The organism is Thermodesulfobacteriota bacterium (assembly GCA_025062045.1).
Lineage (GTDB): Bacteria > Desulfobacterota > Syntrophorhabdia > Syntrophorhabdales > JANXAF01 > JANXAF01.
Genome location: JANXAF010000004.1, coordinates 106,864 through 124,610, shown reverse-complemented (window position 1 = coordinate 124,610; position 17,747 = coordinate 106,864). Strand labels below are relative to the sequence as shown.

The 17,747-nt window shown below is 44.0% G+C and carries 17 protein-coding genes; 2 read left to right on the top strand and 15 right to left on the bottom strand.

Features of this window, described 5'->3' with window-relative positions:
- The first annotated feature begins 4 nt into the window (after positions 1-4).
- The gene (gene recR / locus NZ583_04485; protein ID MCS7280871.1) at positions 5-604 is read left to right on the top strand and encodes a recombination mediator RecR; all 600 of its coding nucleotides are present in this window, start codon (positions 5-7) and stop codon (positions 602-604) included.
- On the opposite strand, the gene fsa is transcribed toward recR, so the two are convergent.
- From fsa to NZ583_04465, 4 genes are read right to left on the bottom strand one after another with little or no spacing between them, the layout of a single operon-like run.
- Positions 601-1,260: a fructose-6-phosphate aldolase gene (gene fsa, locus NZ583_04480; protein MCS7280870.1), complete on the bottom strand. Its 660-nt coding sequence runs from the start codon at positions 1,258-1,260 to the stop codon at positions 601-603. The genes recR and fsa overlap by 4 nt on opposite strands.
- Positions 1,257-1,847, bottom strand: coding sequence for a class II aldolase/adducin family protein (locus NZ583_04475; protein MCS7280869.1), 591 nt, complete (start codon positions 1,845-1,847; stop codon positions 1,257-1,259). Before NZ583_04475 ends, fsa begins: the two co-directional genes overlap by 4 nt.
- 5 nt (positions 1,848-1,852) lie before the next feature.
- Positions 1,853-2,362 (bottom strand): 2-amino-4-hydroxy-6-hydroxymethyldihydropteridine diphosphokinase, encoded by a 510-nt coding sequence (folK, locus tag NZ583_04470; GenBank protein ID MCS7280868.1) that lies wholly within the window; start codon positions 2,360-2,362, stop codon positions 1,853-1,855.
- Between the two features lie 11 nt (positions 2,363-2,373).
- Positions 2,374-2,580 carry a twin-arginine translocase TatA/TatE family subunit gene (locus tag NZ583_04465; protein MCS7280867.1) on the bottom strand — a complete coding sequence of 69 codons (207 nt, stop codon included), beginning with the start codon at positions 2,578-2,580 and terminating at the stop codon, positions 2,374-2,376.
- Between the two features lie 82 nt (positions 2,581-2,662).
- Between NZ583_04465 and NZ583_04460 the strand changes: the two genes are divergently transcribed.
- Entirely contained in the window at positions 2,663-3,892 is a 1,230-nt protein-coding gene (locus tag NZ583_04460) for an MFS transporter (protein MCS7280866.1), read from the top strand.
- Here the strand turns inward: NZ583_04460 and NZ583_04455 are convergent.
- From NZ583_04455 to NZ583_04405, 11 genes are read right to left on the bottom strand one after another with little or no spacing between them, the layout of a single operon-like run.
- The gene (locus NZ583_04455) at positions 3,889-6,177 is read right to left on the bottom strand and encodes a xanthine dehydrogenase family protein molybdopterin-binding subunit (GenBank protein ID MCS7280865.1); all 2,289 of its coding nucleotides are present in this window, start codon (positions 6,175-6,177) and stop codon (positions 3,889-3,891) included. The two genes, NZ583_04460 and NZ583_04455, sit on opposite strands and share 4 nt — an antisense overlap.
- On the bottom strand, positions 6,167-6,640 hold the full coding sequence (locus NZ583_04450; GenBank protein ID MCS7280864.1) for a (2Fe-2S)-binding protein: 474 nt from the start codon (positions 6,638-6,640) through the stop codon (positions 6,167-6,169). The genes NZ583_04455 and NZ583_04450 overlap by 11 nt, the downstream gene beginning before the upstream one ends.
- Positions 6,641-6,668: 28 nt before the next feature.
- Positions 6,669-7,613: a xanthine dehydrogenase family protein subunit M gene (locus NZ583_04445; protein ID MCS7280863.1), complete on the bottom strand. Its 945-nt coding sequence runs from the start codon at positions 7,611-7,613 to the stop codon at positions 6,669-6,671.
- Between the two features lie 17 nt (positions 7,614-7,630).
- Positions 7,631-8,932, bottom strand: coding sequence for a phenylacetate--CoA ligase (locus NZ583_04440; GenBank protein ID MCS7280862.1), 1,302 nt, complete (start codon positions 8,930-8,932; stop codon positions 7,631-7,633).
- Positions 8,916-10,664, bottom strand: coding sequence for a hydantoinase B/oxoprolinase family protein (locus NZ583_04435; protein ID MCS7280861.1), 1,749 nt, complete (start codon positions 10,662-10,664; stop codon positions 8,916-8,918). The genes NZ583_04440 and NZ583_04435 overlap by 17 nt, the downstream gene beginning before the upstream one ends.
- A gap of 4 nt (positions 10,665-10,668) precedes the next feature.
- On the bottom strand, positions 10,669-12,759 hold the full coding sequence (locus NZ583_04430) for a hydantoinase/oxoprolinase family protein (protein MCS7280860.1): 2,091 nt from the start codon (positions 12,757-12,759) through the stop codon (positions 10,669-10,671).
- Between the two features lie 24 nt (positions 12,760-12,783).
- Positions 12,784-14,412, bottom strand: coding sequence for a methylmalonyl-CoA mutase family protein (locus NZ583_04425; GenBank protein MCS7280859.1), 1,629 nt, complete (start codon positions 14,410-14,412; stop codon positions 12,784-12,786).
- 10 nt (positions 14,413-14,422) lie between these two features.
- Entirely contained in the window at positions 14,423-14,809 is a 387-nt protein-coding gene (locus NZ583_04420) for a cobalamin B12-binding domain-containing protein (GenBank protein ID MCS7280858.1), read from the bottom strand.
- A gap of 15 nt (positions 14,810-14,824) precedes the next feature.
- The gene (locus NZ583_04415; GenBank protein MCS7280857.1) at positions 14,825-15,775 is read right to left on the bottom strand and encodes a methylmalonyl Co-A mutase-associated GTPase MeaB; all 951 of its coding nucleotides are present in this window, start codon (positions 15,773-15,775) and stop codon (positions 14,825-14,827) included.
- A gap of 3 nt (positions 15,776-15,778) precedes the next feature.
- A complete protein-coding gene (locus tag NZ583_04410) occupies positions 15,779-16,465 on the bottom strand; it encodes a GntR family transcriptional regulator (protein ID MCS7280856.1) in 687 nt (228 codons plus the stop codon).
- Between the two features lie 8 nt (positions 16,466-16,473).
- Positions 16,474-17,673, bottom strand: coding sequence for a CoA transferase (locus tag NZ583_04405; GenBank protein ID MCS7280855.1), 1,200 nt, complete (start codon positions 17,671-17,673; stop codon positions 16,474-16,476).
- Positions 17,674-17,747: the final 74 nt, after the last annotated feature.

Below are 17,747 nucleotides of genomic sequence, written 5' to 3'. Positions count from 1 at the left end.
GAAGATGGCTTACCCGCAAGTAGTCGAAAAGTTGATCGAAAATTTAACAAAACTCCCAGGAATAGGAAGAAAGACTGCAACGAGACTCGCTTTTTTTCTTTTGAACTCCAAGGATGACTACGTTAAGGATCTCGCCCAAAGCATAGTCGACATCAAGGAAAAAATAAAACTCTGCTCCGTCTGCTTAAACATAACGGACATGGAGCCCTGTCTTATCTGTAAAGATGAGAAGAGGGACAAATCGAAAATATGTGTTGTTGAAGAACCTGCTCATGTTATGGTGATGGAGCAGGCTTATCCGGGCGTTTTTACCTACCACGTCCTGCATGGGGTAATAAACCCCTTAGAAGGCATAGGTCCTGAGAATTTAAGGATTCAAGAACTAATCGAAAGGGTAAAAAACTCAAAGATAACAGAGGTTGTCATCGCAACTAACCTTACGCTGGAAGGTAACACAACCGCATACTACATCGCAGACCAGCTAAAGGAGATGAATGTGAAAGTAACAAGGATTGCATCCGGTATTCCTGCAGGTGGCGATATAGTGTATGCGGACCCCCAGACCATAAAAAACTCGCTCGATAATCGAAGACTAATATCCTAATTTGTCTCTTTCTCTTTCTTTATAGATTCCCAGTCCTTTAAGAATCTCTGGATCCCTATATCGGTTAATGGATGCTTGATTAGCTCTCTAAGGACCGAATAGGGGATTGTTGCGATGTCTGCGCCGATAAGAGCTGCTTCAAGAACGTGAATCGGGTTTCTCACGCTTGCGACTATAATCTCAGTTTGAAAATTGTAATTCGCAAAGATCTTTTTTATGTCCCTTACAATGTTCATACCCCTGGTAGATATGTCATCGAGCCTTCCTATAAAAGGGCTCACGTAAGTTGCACCGGCTTTTGCTGCGATAAGGGCCTGAGTAGGATGGAAGATAAGCGTAACATTTGTCTTTATGCCTTTTTTCGATAAGTATTTTACTGCTTTCACTCCCTCTTCTGTCATTGGTATTTTTATGACAACGTTCGGGCCAAAAGATGCGAGTCTTTCCGCTTCTTCACACATTCCTTGGCTATTCTCTGATATCACTTCTAGGCTTACCGGTCCATCGACGATCGATAGAATCTCTCTGATTAACGCGAAAGGTTCCTTTTTTTCCTTTGCGATGAGGGTCGGGTTCGTGGTTACCCCATCTACAAGCCCCATCTCTATGCCTTTTTTTATTTCATCCACATTTGCAGTATCGATAAAGAATTTCATCGGCCCCTCCGTTTAACTAGAGTCTCTAAATGATACTGAAAGAAGGAGGAAGACTCAAGGCTTGTCGTGTACATGTAAGCTTCCTCCAAGCTATCTCCTTTTGCAAAACTTCCGTGTCCTTTTTCTACGACAGCTTTGCTTTTTTGCAACGAAAAGGCGATCCTTTCTGCTCTTTCTTCTTTGCTTAGCCCTTCAGTACTCAAAATATGAAAAGATCCTAAAATTAGTTTCCCCTCGTAATCACATGGATTCACTTCGATTTCTTCCGAGATAAGGGATAAAATGACTGCATAAGGCGGATGGGCATGTAGTATCGCTTTCGCATCTGTATTTTTGTAAATCGATAAATGGACAGAAATTTCGGAAGAGGCTATTTTCAGTACCTCCTCCGTTAACTTAACGAGAGGTACCCTTACTATGTCTTCTCTCTTTAGCCTTCCCAACATCGATTTCGTTCGAGTTATATAGATCTCCTCATCAACTAAGACGCTCATATTACCCGAGTGGGAGCCGACAAGACCTCTTAAGAAAAGGTCCCTTCCAATAGACCTCATCTCATTTATTATTCGCCTTTCTTTCTTCTCCATAAGACCTAAAAACTTTCCAAACCTTTGAGGTTTGAAAGATCTATCCTTTCGAGGAAACGAACCTTCTGGGATCTATCTATCCCCAAAAGGATATCCTTGAGTTTTTTGTTAAAAAGGGGATGGAGTAGGTCTTTTTCTATCTCCAGAAGGGGGATTATGGCGAACCTCCTTCTGTGGAGTTCAGGATGCGGGATTTTAAGATCATCGTCTTCAAGGATAAGATTCCCGAATAGGAGAATATCGATGTCTATGGTTCTGGGCCCCCATCTTGGACCTTCCTTCCTGCCCATCTCTTTCTCAATCTGTTTTATCTCGCAAAGCAAATCTTTAGGTGTTCCCAAATACTCGCCCAGTACTGCCATGTTCACAAAATCGTTCTGTGAATAGTAACCTACAGGAGATGTGATGTAAAGGGATGATACTTTACGTAAAGTAAAACCAGAAACTTTACTCAGCCTTCTTACGGCTTCCAAACATAGGCTACGCGAATCGCCTAAATTCGAACCTATGCCCAAATAGACTTTTTCTATGACGATTTTAGCTGTTCCTTCTCTTTTTCCTTTTCATCCTTGGGTGGGGTGATGTCTATTTCGTCCAATCCCTTCGTGGCCCTTTTGAAGTTCTTAATACTTTTGCCGATTGCAGAACCTATTTCGGGAAGTTTCCCCGCCCCAAAGATCAAAAGCACAATAACAAGGATAACTATGAGTTCTGGAAGGCCAAGTCCGAACATAGTTTCACTTTATCACCATTTACCCTTCCAGTCAATACGTTGATCCTTTAAATAGGAGAAAGCGTTTAGTATTATATTACCCATGAAAGGCAGGAAAAAAAGATGGCTCACCTTCTGGATCCTCGGAATACAGTATCTTCTGGCTTATTTCCAAAGGGTTTGTCCTGCTGTTTTAGCCCAGGAACTTATGGAAACTTTTAAAATCTCAGCCACCTCCATGGGCATGCTCTCTTCCACCTATTTTTACACCTACGGCCTTATGCAGGTGCCCTGCGGGTTTCTCAACGATTCATGGGGACCTAAAAAAACCCTCACACTCTTTGGGATCATAGCCGCCATCTCTACCATTATGTTTGGTCTATCAGACTCTTTCGAGATGGCTATCGTTTTTAGAACCCTTGTGGGTCTTGGGGTCTCCGTTGTCTTTGTAACTTCCATGAAGATCTTGACCGAATATTTTTTGCCCACCGAGATCGGTCGAGTCTCGGGAGTGCTTATGACCCTGGGCGGGCTTGGCTGGTTCTTGGCCACATTTCCCTTAGCCTACATTTTAGAGGAGATCGGGTTTAGAACGACTTTTGTTCTGCTTGGAGTGATCATTCTCTCTTTGACTTTACTTACCTTCTTAATAATCGAAGATTTTACGCAAAAAAGAGAAAGATCCGAATCTCAATCGCTAAGATCACTCTTTTCAGACCTAAAAATGATCCTGAGGGACCGGCATTTTATAGGTATCGCCTTTTGGTTCTTCATAAGAGGAGGTGCCCTCTTTGGATTTTTCGGTCTATGGGCTGGCCCCTATCTTATGGAGACGTACTCATTCACCGTTGTAGATTCGGGAAATATCCTCTCCATGATCGCTTTTGCCATGGTTACTATGGGTCCTGTGATGGGTCATATCTCTGATAAGATACTCAAGAGCAGAAAAAAAGTACTCGTTTATACGTCCATTCTTAACTCTCTTTCATGGCTCACCCTTCTTACTTTTTCAAAAAAGTTAGATGCCTTTTCACTGTTTCTCATCTTTTTCATTATGGGGACTACAGTAAGTTCCGTAGGTACCATTGCGGTAATCTCAATAAGAGAACGTTTTCCCTCCGAAATCTCTGGCGTATCGATGGGGACTATAAACATGTTCCCTTTTCTAGGTGGGGTAGTATTTCAACCCCTTTTGGGATACATTGTGGATATTTCGAAGAATTTCGGACGAACCCCGTTTGGTCCGTATGAGTGGGTGATCCTAGTTCTGTTTATAGGAAGTTTGCTTGCCCTCCTTAGTGTTTCACTGTGTGAGGAAACATTTAAGGACTAACGTTCCCCTCTATCTTCTTTCTCCTTTAGGGCCTTTAAGATCTTTTCCGGAGTTATAGGAAGGTCTCTTATCCTTACGCCTATTGCGTCGTATATGGCATTGGCTATTGCCGGTGCCGTTGGGACAAGCCCTGGTTCTCCGATCCCTTTTGCACCAAAAGGACCTTTTTTCTCATCGGTTTCAACTATTACAGTCTCTATGGGGACTACGTCTCTGGCTGTGAGTATCTTATAGTCGAGAAAATTTCCGTTCATGAGGTATCCGTTCTCATAGATTAGTCTCTCGGATAGGGCAAAACCTATACCCTGAAGGACGGCCCCATATATCTGCCCTTCAAGCAAAAGTGGATTTATCGCACGCCCAACGTCATGGGCAGCTACGTACTTTAAAATTTTAACCTTACCAGTTTCTGTATCCACTTCCACTTCGACACCATGAGTCCCGTAAGAATAGGCTGAAGAGAGGTTCCCTCTGAACTCTTTATCGTAGTTTTCATTTTCAGGATCGTAGAAGTGTTCGGCCATAAGAATTGAACCCCCAGTCGTAAAATGCGCCCTCCTTAGTGCTTTGGCCAGTGGAATACTTTTTTTGGGATCTGTTTTTGAAAAACCTACGCCGTTTTTTATTTCGACATCCTCCGGTGGAATCTCTAAGAGATTCGATATAATCTCCACTAGCTTTAACTTTATCTTTCGTGCTGCGTAAAGGGCTGAATTTCCAGCAACAAAGGTGGTTCTACTCGCATGCACGCCCACATCCCACGGACACACATCTGTATCATTGTGGATAACGTTCACATCTTCCACAGAAACCCCAAGTTCTTCAGCCACAATCTGGGCGATAACCGTATCCGCACCTTGACCAATGTCACTTGCCCCTGTGAAAACGTCGACCTTTCCGAAATCGTCCATTTTGATTATGGTTCCACAACCGTCAGACTTGTAAACTCTTGCTCCGCCTCCCACGTGAATAAGTGAAGCCATCCCGACTCCTCTTCTATTTTTACCTTTCTTCCTTCTTTCGTGCCAGTTCAGCCTCTTTGCCACCTCTTCTATACATTCCCTTAGTCCGCATGTTGTGACTTTAAAACCTTGTGGGGTTATCTCTCCCGGTTCGTTGGCATTTATCCTTCTTATGTCGAGCGGGTCTATATTCGCCACTTCTGCCAGATGGTCTAAAGAAGACTCGATAGCAAAAGTGGCTTGTGGATTTCCGTAACCTCTCATTGCCTGACAGTAAGTGTTATTCGTGTAGACGCACTTTGCCGTGTACTTCACGTTAGGAACTTTATAGAGAGAAGAGATAGGCATCATCATAACCGATGGGGTTGTTGCTCCCCAAGAAGTGTAAGCTCCGTTGTCGAGGATCATCTCCACTTCCCTGAAAGTAAGTCTACCTTCCTTAGTACATCCTTGAGATATCCTAGTTACAGTACATTGCCTGGGTGAGGTTGCAAAAAACTCTTCATCTCTCGAAAATACTATCTTTACAGGTTTTCTAGTCTTTAGGGCGAGAAGGATAGCTATATACTCATATGGGTAAGTATCGAGCTTACTTCCAAACCCGCCACCTATGGTTACCTGGATGATTCTCACCCTTTTGTTTTTGAGTCCAAATGCTAAAAGGGCTTCAAGGAACTGGTTCTGGGCCAAAGAAGGTATCTGAGTATTACTGTACATCGTTAAATTGTTATTAACATCAAAATAGGCAACACAACCACTTGTGGCCAGACAGCAGTGGGTCACCCACTGAGTAGTAAAAGTATCCTCCACAACGTACGCTGACTCCATCTTTGCTCTTTCCACATCTCCGCAGACGAGCTTCCAAGGAAGATTAAGCACATTAGAACCAAACTCCTCATGGAGGATTGGCGCATCCTCCCTTATAGCGTAAAAGGGATCAAATACAGGATTTAGAACCTCGTATTCCACATCTATAAGGCTTAAAGCCTCTTCTGCCACATCTGGATCAGTGGCACATACCGCCGCGATCTCATCCCTCGTCGATAGAACTTTGTTACCTTTAAGAGGGGGGTTGTCCCTCATAAAACCTATCCTGAAACCAGGTGGAAAGTCTTTTGCCGTAATCACCGCTTTCACGCCAGGAAGCCTTTCAGCCTTCGAAGTATCTATGTTCAGGATCCTGGCATGGGGGTACTTGCTGTAAAGGATCTTTCCATGAAGCATGCCTGGAAGTTCGACATCGTCTATGTAAATCGCCTGACCAGTGACTTTAAATGGCGCATCTTTTTTTGGTATTTTTTGGCCCACAAAGTTAAAATTCATATTTCCCCCCTTTTACGGCCTTTATAGCATCGATTATCTTTACGTATCCTGTACACCTGCAAAGATTCCCCTCTATTGCTTCCTTTATGTCCTCTTCGTCATATTCTCTCTTTTCTTCATAAAGCGCATAGGCTGACATCACCATCCCTGGGGTACAGAACCCGCACTGGATTGCACCCTCTTCGATGAACGCTTTTTGTATTGGATGGAGCTTCCCGTTCTTCGACACCCCCTCAATCGTTATTACTTTTTTTCCTTCCAACTCCATAACAGGGTAAAGGCAAGAGTTTACGGCCAAACCGTCAACTACTACCGTACATGCTCCACATTCCCCGTATCCGCATCCTTCCTTTGTGCCTTTGAGTTTTAAAATGTTCCGAAGGAGGTATAAAAGGCTCCAGTATGGCTCAACTTCGACAGTTATGTTTTCTCCGTTCAGGTTGAATTCTATTTTCTTTTTCATGTAAGCTCCTTTTCGTAAGTTTAGTTTTTTATTCCAAACCGAGTCCCCTTTTAACTGAGAGGAGAAGAGTTCTTCTCGTTAAAACTTTAATCATCTCCCTTCTATATTCGGCTTCACCTCTTATCGTATCCCTGGGCCTAGCGACTGAGGATGCAATCTCACTTGCCTCATATATTTTGTCTCTGTCCAAAACTTTCCCCAATAGATAAGTTTCCGCTTCCTTAGCCCTTAGGGGGGTCGGAGCCGCAACTCCCATGGCTATTCTCGCTTGTTTTACTTTGATTCCTAAATTAGCAATCTTCTCTTCCATGTCTTTTAAATCGCTATTTGCAATCGTCTCTTTCACTTTTAAAATATCCTCTTCCAAATCAAAGGTGAGTCTTGATGCAACACTTACTATTGCAAGATCCATAGCCTCCCGTCTTGTGAGCTTTATGTATGCCGATCCGGAATATTTGGGAAGATAACAAAGCTCAAAAAATGTCACGATTTCGTCTTCTTCTTTAGATACCATTCCCGGACCGAGAAAGAATTCGTCCAAAGAGAGTTTTCTTTCGCCTTTCTTTCCGTAGATTCCTACTACGCAATCGAAGACCAAAAGTGGACAAGCCGTATCGGCGGAAGGTGCAGCATTACAGATGTTTCCGCCTATTGTAGCTACGTTCCTTATCTGCTTTGAGCCGAGCCTTTTTACCGCGTCGTGTAGCGCCGTGTAATGCCTTTTTATGTCTTCATTTTTGAGTATCTCTTCATGGGTCACACAACTTCCTATTCTTATTCCACCGTTTTTCTCTATAATTTTTAAAGCCTCAATGTTCCTTAAAGAGATGAGATTGTCGGGCGCTATCTTCTTCCTTTTGATGTCTACAAAGACATCCGTCCCACCGGCTACGTATTTACAGTTTTTAAGACTGGCGAAAAGATTCAAAGCCTCATCCAAGGTCTTTGGCAAATGGTAGTCGAATTTTTTCACATCTTCCTCCTTATTGTTCACTCCCTATTGTCAAACACCCTTTTTGTCTTCCTTTCTGATCTTGGAAGGCTTCCATAATCAACGATTTCGATATCACAACTCACCATGATCTCACTCTTTATTCTTTCTCCTATAACCTGTTTTATCCTTTCATCAAGATCAGACCTTTGATGTAGCTCTTTTGCCCTTTCCACCCTAAGGGTCATGTAGTCCTTTCCATCTTCTTTTCTTATTAGGTGTACCTGATACTCGCTTCCCACCTCAGGGATCTTCGAAAGAATCTCATCAATATGGCTGGGATAGATGTTTACTCCTCTAAATATGAACATGTCGTCCGATCTTCCAAGGATTCTGTCGTGCATTGGCATGAGACTCCCACACGGGCACTTCTCAGGTATAAATCTTGTCAAATCCCTCGTTCTATAGCGGATTAAAGGAACAGCCTCTTTCCAAAGGGTCGTTACAACCATCTCTCCAACTTCTCCGGGTTCCACCGGTTCCAATGTTTCGGGATTTAGGATCTCTAAGATGTAGTAATCTGCCCAGTAGTGGATCCCTTTGTGGTATTTGCAGTCAAGCCCTGTACCGGGTCCGTAAAGTTCCGTCATTCCAGGAATATCGTAGAGTTCGTCCAAAGGAACCCCGGAAAGTTCTGATATCTTCCTTCTCATGGCATCACTCGATCTCTCAGAACCAAAGATAATTTTTTTCAGTTTTATCTTTCCCCTAAGGTTCCTTTTGTCTATCTCTTCCGCCATAAGGAGCGCCATGGACGCTGTGCAGCACAAAACTGTACTTCCGAAGTCTTCCAGGAATTGGCATTGCATGTCAATATTTCCAGGCCCAATAGGTATACTCATAGCACCGAATCTCTCACACCCATTCTGAAAACCCCATCCTGCTGTCCAGACCCCGTACCCAACGGCTATTTGGATCCTATCTTCCTTTGTGCAACCAGCATAAGCGTAACACCTAGCAAACATGTCAGCCCAGTCCTCAACATCCTTTCTCGTATAGCATATTACCTTCCTTTTGCCCGTCGTTCCAGAAGATGCGTGGATCCTTATCACTTTTTCCATTGGAACACAAAGGAGTGGAAAAGGATATCCTTCTTGTAAATCTTTCGTAGTTGTAAATGGGAGACGCTTTAAGTCATCTAGGCTTTTTATGTCCTCTGGTCTTACTTTGGCTTCGTCAAACTTCTTCTTATATGCTGGAGATCCGTAATAGGCGTGATTCACGGTCCACTTAAGTCCCTTAAGTTGCAACTGCCGAAGTTCCTCTTCGCTTTTGACTTTTGTGTCAAAGGGTCTCTCCATGCGGACCTCCATCAGTTGTTTTTTTCTTTCTCAGCTCTTTGGTTCTCTCCCAGTCGATTTGAAGGGTTTCCGGATCTATGTATACTCCATAGTCATCACGAGCACTCTCCAAACTAACGTAACCTTCTATAACATCGTTCAGTACGAGCTCACAATCCCTCTCAAAGGGATCTCCATAGCCTCCCCCTCCCGGTGCATCGATAATCACAACGTCTCCTGGATTGAGCCGGGTAAGCCCGTAGGGATTTCCTTCCTTTCCGTTTACAAGAAATGCACCCTTTCTTCCTGGTTTGCCCCCAAAAAGCCCTTCAGGAGGATACACGTATCTTCCTGCCTGAATTCCAAGATTGACAGGCGGCAAAGGTGCATATTCGTCATCGGGAACTCTAAAAACTTCCCTTTTTCCAAGCCCGCCCCTTGATCTTCCGGGACCGCCCGAATCAGTGATCAGCTCGCGTTTTTCAACTATGATGGGAGTGTCGTTTTCGAAAATTTCAACAGGAGTATTCGCCCCATTCGCCGGAAATATGAAAACGTGTTTGCCATCGCTTTTTGCACTTGCCCCCATACCTCCGCCTCTTATAATAACCGAGTGCCATGGTGTCCCGTCCCTCCTTCTGCCGTAGAATACGTTCATGGCGGCGGGTGTCCCACCCGAACCTGCAATCACCCTATCCGGCAGAACTTCAGCAAAGGCTCTGTAGATTATCTCTGTTAGAAAGTGCCCTATTTGCATCCTTGCCGCGCAGGCAGCTGGAAATTTACAGTTGACTACAGACCCGTAGGGGGCATAGAGTTTTATCGGTCTTGCACATCCTTCGTTATTCGGGATATCCGGAGCAAACATGCTCTTTATTGCCATGAAAACGTATGCATACGTGAAATTGTACACAACATTCCCACCCCAATCGACCTGTGGTGAGGAACCATCGAGATCAACTATGATATCTGTACCTGAAATCTCAACCTTTGCTTTAATTATCACATCCTCTTTTCCTTTCGGTTGTTCTATCCTTCCCTCCGAAAAATACACTCCATCAGGGATCTTTCCTATCTCCTCCCTTATACTTTTTTCGGTGATCGTGATTATCTCCTCTGCCAGATCATCCAAAGTATCAAGTCCTGTCTCCTCAAGCATCTGTTTTATCTTTTCCGCACATACGTGATTTGCCGCTATCTGTGACCTTATATCCCCTATAACCTCTTCAGGTGTTCTCACATTCCACCGGATGATGTCCATTATTGCCCGGTTCAAAACCCCTCTTTCGTATAGCTTTACGGGAGGTATAAAGAGTCCTTCTTCAAAAACGTCGTGGTTATCGGAGGAGACTCTACCTCCTATGTCGGAGTGATGGAATACGCAAGCCGTATATGCTACAAGCCTATCCTTAAAGTATATGGGGCTTAAAACGCAAACATCGTTTAGGTGGCCAGCGAGAATCCACGGATCGTTCGTGATAATTACGTCTCCGGGCTCAAAATAACCTTCCGGGAAACTGTTTATTAGTTTTTTTATCCCCAGGGCCATTGCCCCCGATTGTCCTGGAGTTGCAAAAGTTCCTTGGGCGAGTTCTCTTCCAAATCGATCTGTGAACATACACGTGTAATCGTGGGCATCCCTCAAAAGGCTAGAAAAGGCTGTCCTCGCAACTGCCGAGTCCGCCTCATCCACAATCGATATGAGCCTTCGCCAGAGGATCTCTATAGTGATCGGGTCAAATCCATCACCCATACTGTCAGCCCCTTATCTCTATCCAGACGAAACCATACTCGTCCACCGTAATCTCTGTGTCCTCTCCTGCAACAATAGTCGATTCTCTTTCTTCTATTATCGCCGGACCAAAAAATTTTGAGCCAGGAGGTAACTTATACCTGTCATAAACGGTAAACTGTATGAAGTCTTTAACGATCGAAGAAAAAGCTAATCTTTTGCCCTTTATGGCAGATTCTACGCTTTGTCCGTCGGTTCTTTGGAGCTTCGAAAGTTTAAGGAGTTTTATAGGCAACTCAGCTCTTACCTTAAAATTTATAAACTCGATCTCCGATTCGGGGTACGTTCTTCCGTAAAGTCTTTGGTACTCTTCGTCAAACATCCTTCTTATCTCTTCCTTTGTGAATGTGTAAAATGGCTTTGAAGGAACTGGAATCGATATCTCAGAGCCCTGTCCTACAAACCTCATATCCACAGATCTTATAAAGCGGACAGGTTCTTGAGAGTACTCTCCCTTTAACGTTGATTCCGCCTCTTTTTCAAGTTTTCTTAAAGTTTCCTCTATGGCGTACAAATCGGCCTTGCCCAAAGATACTTTATGGCTAATTAATGTGTCGAAGGCCCTGGGAGCAGTAAAAAACCCCATGGCCGAGCCACAACCCGCATTTGGAGGCACCATGATCCTTTTCGCTCCGAGTTTCTTTGCAAGCCCGTAAGCGTGGACGGGGCCTGCACCGCCGAATGCGGCAATTGTAACTATCTTTGGATTTCCCCCTTTCTCTGCTATATGGGTTTTTGCAGCAGCAGCCATCGTTTCGTTTATAAGATCATGTATTCCCCATATCGCCTTTTTTAAACTCACACCCAAAGGCTTCGCTATCTTTTCTTCTATCCCTTTTTCTGCCTTCTTCCTATTTAGCCTCATTTCGCCACCCAAAAAATAGTTCTCATCTAGATATCCAAGGAGTAGATCGGCATCTGTCACACAGGGCTCTTCCCCTCCCCTATCGTAACAGATGGGCCCGGGGTCTGCTCCAGCACTCTCCGGCCCTACTTGCAAAGTACCCATACGGCTGATCTTAGCGATACTTCCCCCACCGGCCCCTATCTCCATGAGATCCACAACAGGTACTTGGATAGTAAGTCCACTCCCTTTCATGAACCTTTGAACCCTTCCCACTTCAAAAGTGGGAACGACCCCTGCCTCACCCTTCTGGATTAGACATGATTTTGCGGTAGTGCCTCCCATATCGAAGCAGAACATTTCGGAAATGTTAAAGTGTCTGCCGTAATACTGAGCCGCGATAACTGCTGCTACTGGACCGGATTCTATTATCCTTACCGGAAACTCCTTCGCTATCTCTACGGAGGTTATTCCTCCGCTACTTAGCATTATAAAGAGTCTACCTTTAAAACCAAGTCTAGAGAGTCTTTCTTTGAGGTTCGATAAGTACTTTTCCGTTAACGGTTTGACGTAGGCATTAGTTACGGTTGTGCTTGTCCTTTCGTATTCCCTTATCTGGGGAAGGACTTTGTAAGAGATGGAAGTGGAAACCCAGGGTGCCTCCTCTTTTATTATTTCCTCTATCATCTTTTCGTGTACGGGATTTTCGAAGGAGTTCAAAAGGCAGACAGCTATTGATTCAACACCCATACTTACGAGCTTTCGTACTACCTCCCTCGCTTCTTTAACATCAAGGGGTTTGAGGATGGAACCGTCACTCCTTATTCTCTCGTCTAGTTCCATCCGGAGCCGCCTTGGCACAAGGGGTTTTGGGAATTCGGCAAAGATATCGTATGGAGCGTATCTTATCTCCCTTCCTATCTCTAGTACGTCTCTAAAGCCTTTTGTCGTTATAAGACCGGTCTTTGCCCCCTTTCTTTCTATTATTGAGTTTATAACGAGTGTTGTTCCGTGTATGAACTCTTTAAGCTCAGAGATAAATCCTGGAACTTTTTTCGAAAGTATCCTTATGCCTTCCTCTACGGCGAGAGATGGGTCTTTCGGTGTAGTTAAGCATTTTGCGGTAAAGATTTCGCCTGTTACATCATCTAATAGCACGAAGTCTGTGAAAGTACCTCCTATATCACATCCAAGCCTAAAACTTCTCTCCACCTGCAATCCTCCAGCAAATTAAACCTAAAATATGGATGGTTCCTGGAACTCTCCAAAGATCTCCCTGAACACTGAAGTCATCTCTCCAAGGGTGCAATACGCTTTGCAACATTCCAGAAGATAAGGCATCACGTTTTTTCCGCTTCTTGTTGCACTCTCAAGCTCTTTTAACGTCTTTGCCACTTCTTTTTGGGACCTTGTCCTCTTTATCTCTTTTAAGCTTTCTATCTGGATTCTTGCAGATTCTTCGTTATACTCGTGGAGCTCCACTTCTTTAGGCTCTCCCTCAACGTATATGTTAACACCCACTTTTAAAAGCTCACCCCTTTCTATGCCTTTTTCGATTTCGTAAGCTTGCCTTGCAAGCATCCTCTGGATAAACCCATCGGATATGGCTTTTATTATGCCACCATACTTTTCTATCTTCTCCATCTCCTCTAAGATCTTCTCCTCCATCTGCTTAGTTAGGGTCTCAATAAAATAGCTTCCTGCAAGGGGATCAACCGTATCCCTCAATCCAACTTCATCCATAAGTATCTGGAGCGTCCTTAAAGATATAAGGGCTGAATGGGGTGTTGGTATGGTATAGGCCTCATCGTAACTACAAAGGGCGGTTGTTTGGGCTCCGGAAAGGGCAGCAACAAGTGCGTAGTACGCCCCTCTTACGATATTATTTTCGGGCTGTGCCTTTGTGAGACCGTAACCTCCTCCTCCAAATATCCCCCTGAGAAAGAGGTTCCTTTCTTTCTTCACATTGTACCTTTCCTTTAAAAGTTTTGCCCAAAGCTTTCTCGCAGCCCTGAACTTTGCTATCTGCTCCCACATGTTTCCGAAGACGTTGAAATTGAAGGTAAAACCACCAACAAATTCGTCAGGCTCATAACCCCTTTCCTTCACGTTATCTATATAGGCAAAGGCTATCAAAAAAGCGTATGCTATCTCTTGGGCTGGTGTTGCCCCTGACTCCCTTATGTGGTAACCGCAGACACTTACGGGATTAGTCTTTGGCATAGCCTTAATACAGTACTCGATCACATCCCCTGTAAGTCTTACCCCATGCTCCACAGGGAATATCCAGGCACCTCGTCCTATCATCTCCTTTAGGATATCGTTCTGTGGAGTTGCTGAAACTGTTTTAGGATCGTATCCGTACTTCTCTGCCACCGTTTGAAACATGGCAAGTATAATTGAGGCAACGGCATTTATTGTGAGCCCCACACCTATTCTGTCAAGTTCAATCCCATCAAAGGCGATCTCAAAGTCCCTTATTGTGTCTACTGCCATTCCGACCCTTCCAACTTCACCCTCCGCCATAGGATCGTCTGAGTCGTACCCCATCTGCGTCGGTAGATCAAAAGCCACATTCAATCCCGTCTGGCCATGCGCAATCATGAACTTGAATCTCTCATTTGTTTCTTTTGGTGTACCGAATCCGGTATATTGTCTTGTCGTCCAGGCCCTCGACCTGTAACCCAAAGCATGGATACCCCTTGTAAACGGAAACTTACCTGGGTCGTTTAGATCCTCTTCGTATGAAAACCCGATCTCTTCCAAATCCTTCGGAGTATAGACAGGTTTTACATGAATTCCGGACTCGTAAATGACATCCAGGATCTGATCCTTGTCGTCCTTTATGTATCTCGCGGTTGACATCCAGTTCCTCCTACTTATTCACTGAGGCTTTTATCGCTTTCACTATCTCCTCGAGGGGGGTTCCCCCTGGGAAGACTCCTGTAACCCCCATTTCTTTCAATTTCGGTATGTCCTTTGACGGGATCACTCCACCCACGAATACTTTTTTGTCCTCAATACCCAATTCCTTTAGCTTTTCCATGAGTTTCCTTGTAAGGGGAATATGGGCACCACTCATTATCGAAAGTCCTATTACGTCAACATCTTCCTGGATAGCCATACTTACTATCTGATCTATCGTTTTATGTAATCCCGAATAGACAACCTCCATCCCCGCCTCTTTTAAGGCAAGCGCCACGACTTTAGCACCCCGATCGTGACCATCTAGGCCAGGCTTTGCTATAAGTACCTTTATCATCCACTCCTCCCGCTTCTATTTACGGGATCTTCCGTCTCCTACAAGAATGGAGACTATCATTCGGGAAATAGAATAGGGATCCTTCCTTCTCTTTTGAACATCTTCAATGAGCCTTACACATTCCGGATCCTTTTCTATTAATTTTTCTACACTCTTTGTAAGTTCTTCCTTTGCAAATGCAAGAACGAGAGCCTTTGTCTTTTCTATTCCATCCTCTTTTAACGTCTCTCTCTTTTTTTCGAGAATTTTTATGAGTCTTTCTATCCCTTCACCCGTTTTACCAATCACTTTAATAACCGACATCTGGCTATCTTTTTTTATACTTTCGAGATAGGCAAGCAAATCCTTGGCCTTTTCCTCCGCACCCGGAAGGTCCATTTTGTTCATCACAACAATATCCCCGATGTCCAAAAGTCCCGCTTTCATCAGCTGAATCTCATCGCCAAAATCTGGGGTTAGCACGGTAATTACAACATCCGACACATAGGAGATGCCAAGTTCGGTTTGGCCAACACCTACGCTTTCCACTATGATTATTTCTTTGCCCAAGGCTTCAAGCACAAGCTCAGCTCCCAGTGCGGCCTTCGATATCCCTCCCGAGAATCCCCTGTGAGCCATAGACCTTATGAAAATCCCCTCTATCTTTTCCGCGTTTTTGAACCTGAGCCTGTCTCCGAAAAATGCTCCCTTCGATTTTATGCTAGTCGGATCTATGGCAATGACTCCTATTTTTTTCCCCATCTGCCCATAGGCCAAGGCTATTTTGTCCACTATTGTGCTCTTTCCGGCACCTGTTGACCCTGTAACACCTATCCGAAAGGCCTTCCCTGTCTTCGGGTAAAGGTATGAGACAACTTGAAAACCCTTTTCGTCTCCATTCTCGATAAGGGAGATAACACGCGAGGCTACTCTTTCATCACCAGAGAGTATCCTATTCGCAAGTTCATCAGCACTTACGTTCTTCATCCTTTAACCCTTTTTTGTCTCTTCCTTTAGTGCCTTCTTTACGAGTTTTTTGCCCCTAATTATGTGCTTTCTTATAAGAGACTCCACCTTCTTTGCGCTTCCCGTCTTCATAAGCTCTATCATTTCCCTGTGGTCTTTAAGTGAGATCTCTACTAGGGGTCTGTGTCGAAAAATGACTACACGGAACCTGTAGATGAAGTCCTTAAGGTCATTTATGATCCTATATAGTAGTTTGCTTTTTGAAGCCCTGTAAAGCCTGTCGTGAAACTCCGTGTTAAGCTTAACTAAAGCTTCAAAGTCGTTTTTTCTTAGAGACTCCTCCCCCTTTTTTACGATCTCTTCAAGGGAAGTCAGCTCTTCTTGAGTTATTCTTTTTGTTGCAAGATAGCCCGCATATCCTTCGAGAATGCTCCTTATTTCAAATACCTCCTCTATGTCATCGTCCGAAATGGAGCTTACAGCAAAACCGCCTTTCGGAAGCCTATAAATTAAACCCTCTTTTTCAAGCTTTTGGATCGCCTCTCTTACTGGAGTTCTGCTCGTACCAAGCTGGTCTGCAAGTTTTTCCTCAATGAGTCTTTTGTGAGCTTCAAAAGTGCCATCTAAAATGCTCTCTTTAAGTTTTTTATACACTTGTTCTCTTAACGATTTCCCTTTTCTGAGTTTTAGCCTAGCCTCTTCAGGCTGCATACTAAACCTCAAATTATTTTTTTTGCCCTAAGTTCCTCTATGTAAGACTTAGGATAGCCAAGGGTCTCGCAGTAGATCTTTTCGTTATGTTCTCCGAAACGTGGAGGAAATTTAACTTTCTTTCCCTTCATTTTTACGTAATCTGTCGTATAGGGTAGTGGGGCCAAATAGATAGTAAGCCCCGTCTTTTCATCACAAGCTTCGAGAATCTCTCCTTTAACGTAGGGATCTTCTATGACCTCTTCAATTGTATTCACCTTAGATATCGGAATAGTAGCTTCAGTGAATAATTTTATCAGCTCTTCAGTCGTGTAAGTCTTTGTTATCTCCTCGATTTTGGCATTCAGATTCTTCACATCCTTTATTCTCCCCTCATTCCTTTCGTATTCTGGTTTTGCAAGTACTTCAAAACCGGGGATCTTTAACATTCTTTCCCACTGAAGATCGTTACCCACCGCTATGTAAACGTAACCGTCCATCGTTTTGTACACACTTACAGGAGCGAAAAACTCGTGCGTATTTCCCCTTCTCGTTATCTTTCTGTTGAAGGATTTTGTTAAGGTTATTGGAACTGTAAGCCAAGAAACTGTGCTCTGAAACATAGAAACATCTATTCTTGCGCCCTCCTTTGTTAATGCCCTCCTATACAGGGCCTTCATAATCAGACCGTAAGCATGCTCACTCGCACCCATATCTGGCAAAGGAATTCCTAAAACATATGGGGGACCGTCTTTCTCTCCTGTGAGCTCCATAAGCCCACCCCTCGCCTGAAGGATTGGGTCGTATGCGGGTTCGTTACTCTCCGGTCCAAACCCAGTAAGGCCAACCCAAATTATGTCTTCCTTTATCGCCTTTATTGACTCGTAGTCGATACCCAGTTTCTTGTAATTTCTGGGAAGCTGATTCGTCAAAAAAATGTCGACGTTGAGTTTCTTTATGAGGTTTTTAAATATTTCCTGCCCTTCGGGGACCGAAAGATCGAGTGTGATGCATTCCTTATTGCAGTTGATAGGCAAAAAGTAAGTATACATCCGGTCTTCGCCTAAGACGTTATCGCCTACTCTCCTATTTGGATCACCGTATATGGGATGTTCTATCCTTATAACCCTCGCACCATCCATTGCGAGCCTGTAAGTCAAATAGGGAAGAACGGTGGCCTGCTCTAACGAGAGAACAGTAAGTCTGCTGAAGAGTTCATAAAATTCCATTTAATCCCCCTTAATCTGTATACAATTTTCCATCACTATATACCCACACCGGTCCCATGTCAAGAGATTTGTAT

Excerpts from the sequence above, each read along its gene's own strand:
- recR (MCS7280871.1), top strand. The coding sequence starts at position 5 with ATGGCTTACCCGCAAGTAGTCGAAAAGTTGATCGAAAATTTAACAAAA.
- NZ583_04415 (MCS7280857.1), bottom strand. The coding sequence starts at position 15,775 with ATGAAGAACGTAAGTGCTGATGAACTTGCGAATAGGATACTCTCTGGT.
- NZ583_04440 (MCS7280862.1), bottom strand. The coding sequence starts at position 8,932 with ATGGAGAGACCCTTTGACACAAAAGTCAAAAGCGAAGAGGAACTTCGG.
- NZ583_04475 (MCS7280869.1), bottom strand. The coding sequence starts at position 1,847 with ATGGAGAAGAAAGAAAGGCGAATAATAAATGAGATGAGGTCTATTGGA.
- NZ583_04425 (MCS7280859.1), bottom strand. The coding sequence starts at position 14,412 with ATGTCAACCGCGAGATACATAAAGGACGACAAGGATCAGATCCTGGAT.
- NZ583_04420 (MCS7280858.1), bottom strand. The coding sequence starts at position 14,809 with ATGATAAAGGTACTTATAGCAAAGCCTGGCCTAGATGGTCACGATCGG.
- NZ583_04435 (MCS7280861.1), bottom strand. The coding sequence starts at position 10,664 with ATGGGTGATGGATTTGACCCGATCACTATAGAGATCCTCTGGCGAAGG.
- fsa (MCS7280870.1), bottom strand. The coding sequence starts at position 1,260 with ATGAAATTCTTTATCGATACTGCAAATGTGGATGAAATAAAAAAAGGC.
- NZ583_04455 (MCS7280865.1), bottom strand. The coding sequence starts at position 6,177 with ATGAATTTTAACTTTGTGGGCCAAAAAATACCAAAAAAAGATGCGCCA.
- NZ583_04405 (MCS7280855.1), bottom strand. The coding sequence starts at position 17,673 with ATGGAATTTTATGAACTCTTCAGCAGACTTACTGTTCTCTCGTTAGAG.
- NZ583_04450 (MCS7280864.1), bottom strand. The coding sequence starts at position 6,640 with ATGAAAAAGAAAATAGAATTCAACCTGAACGGAGAAAACATAACTGTC.
- NZ583_04410 (MCS7280856.1), bottom strand. The coding sequence starts at position 16,465 with ATGCAGCCTGAAGAGGCTAGGCTAAAACTCAGAAAAGGGAAATCGTTA.
- NZ583_04460 (MCS7280866.1), top strand. The coding sequence starts at position 2,663 with ATGAAAGGCAGGAAAAAAAGATGGCTCACCTTCTGGATCCTCGGAATA.
- NZ583_04465 (MCS7280867.1), bottom strand. The coding sequence starts at position 2,580 with ATGTTCGGACTTGGCCTTCCAGAACTCATAGTTATCCTTGTTATTGTG.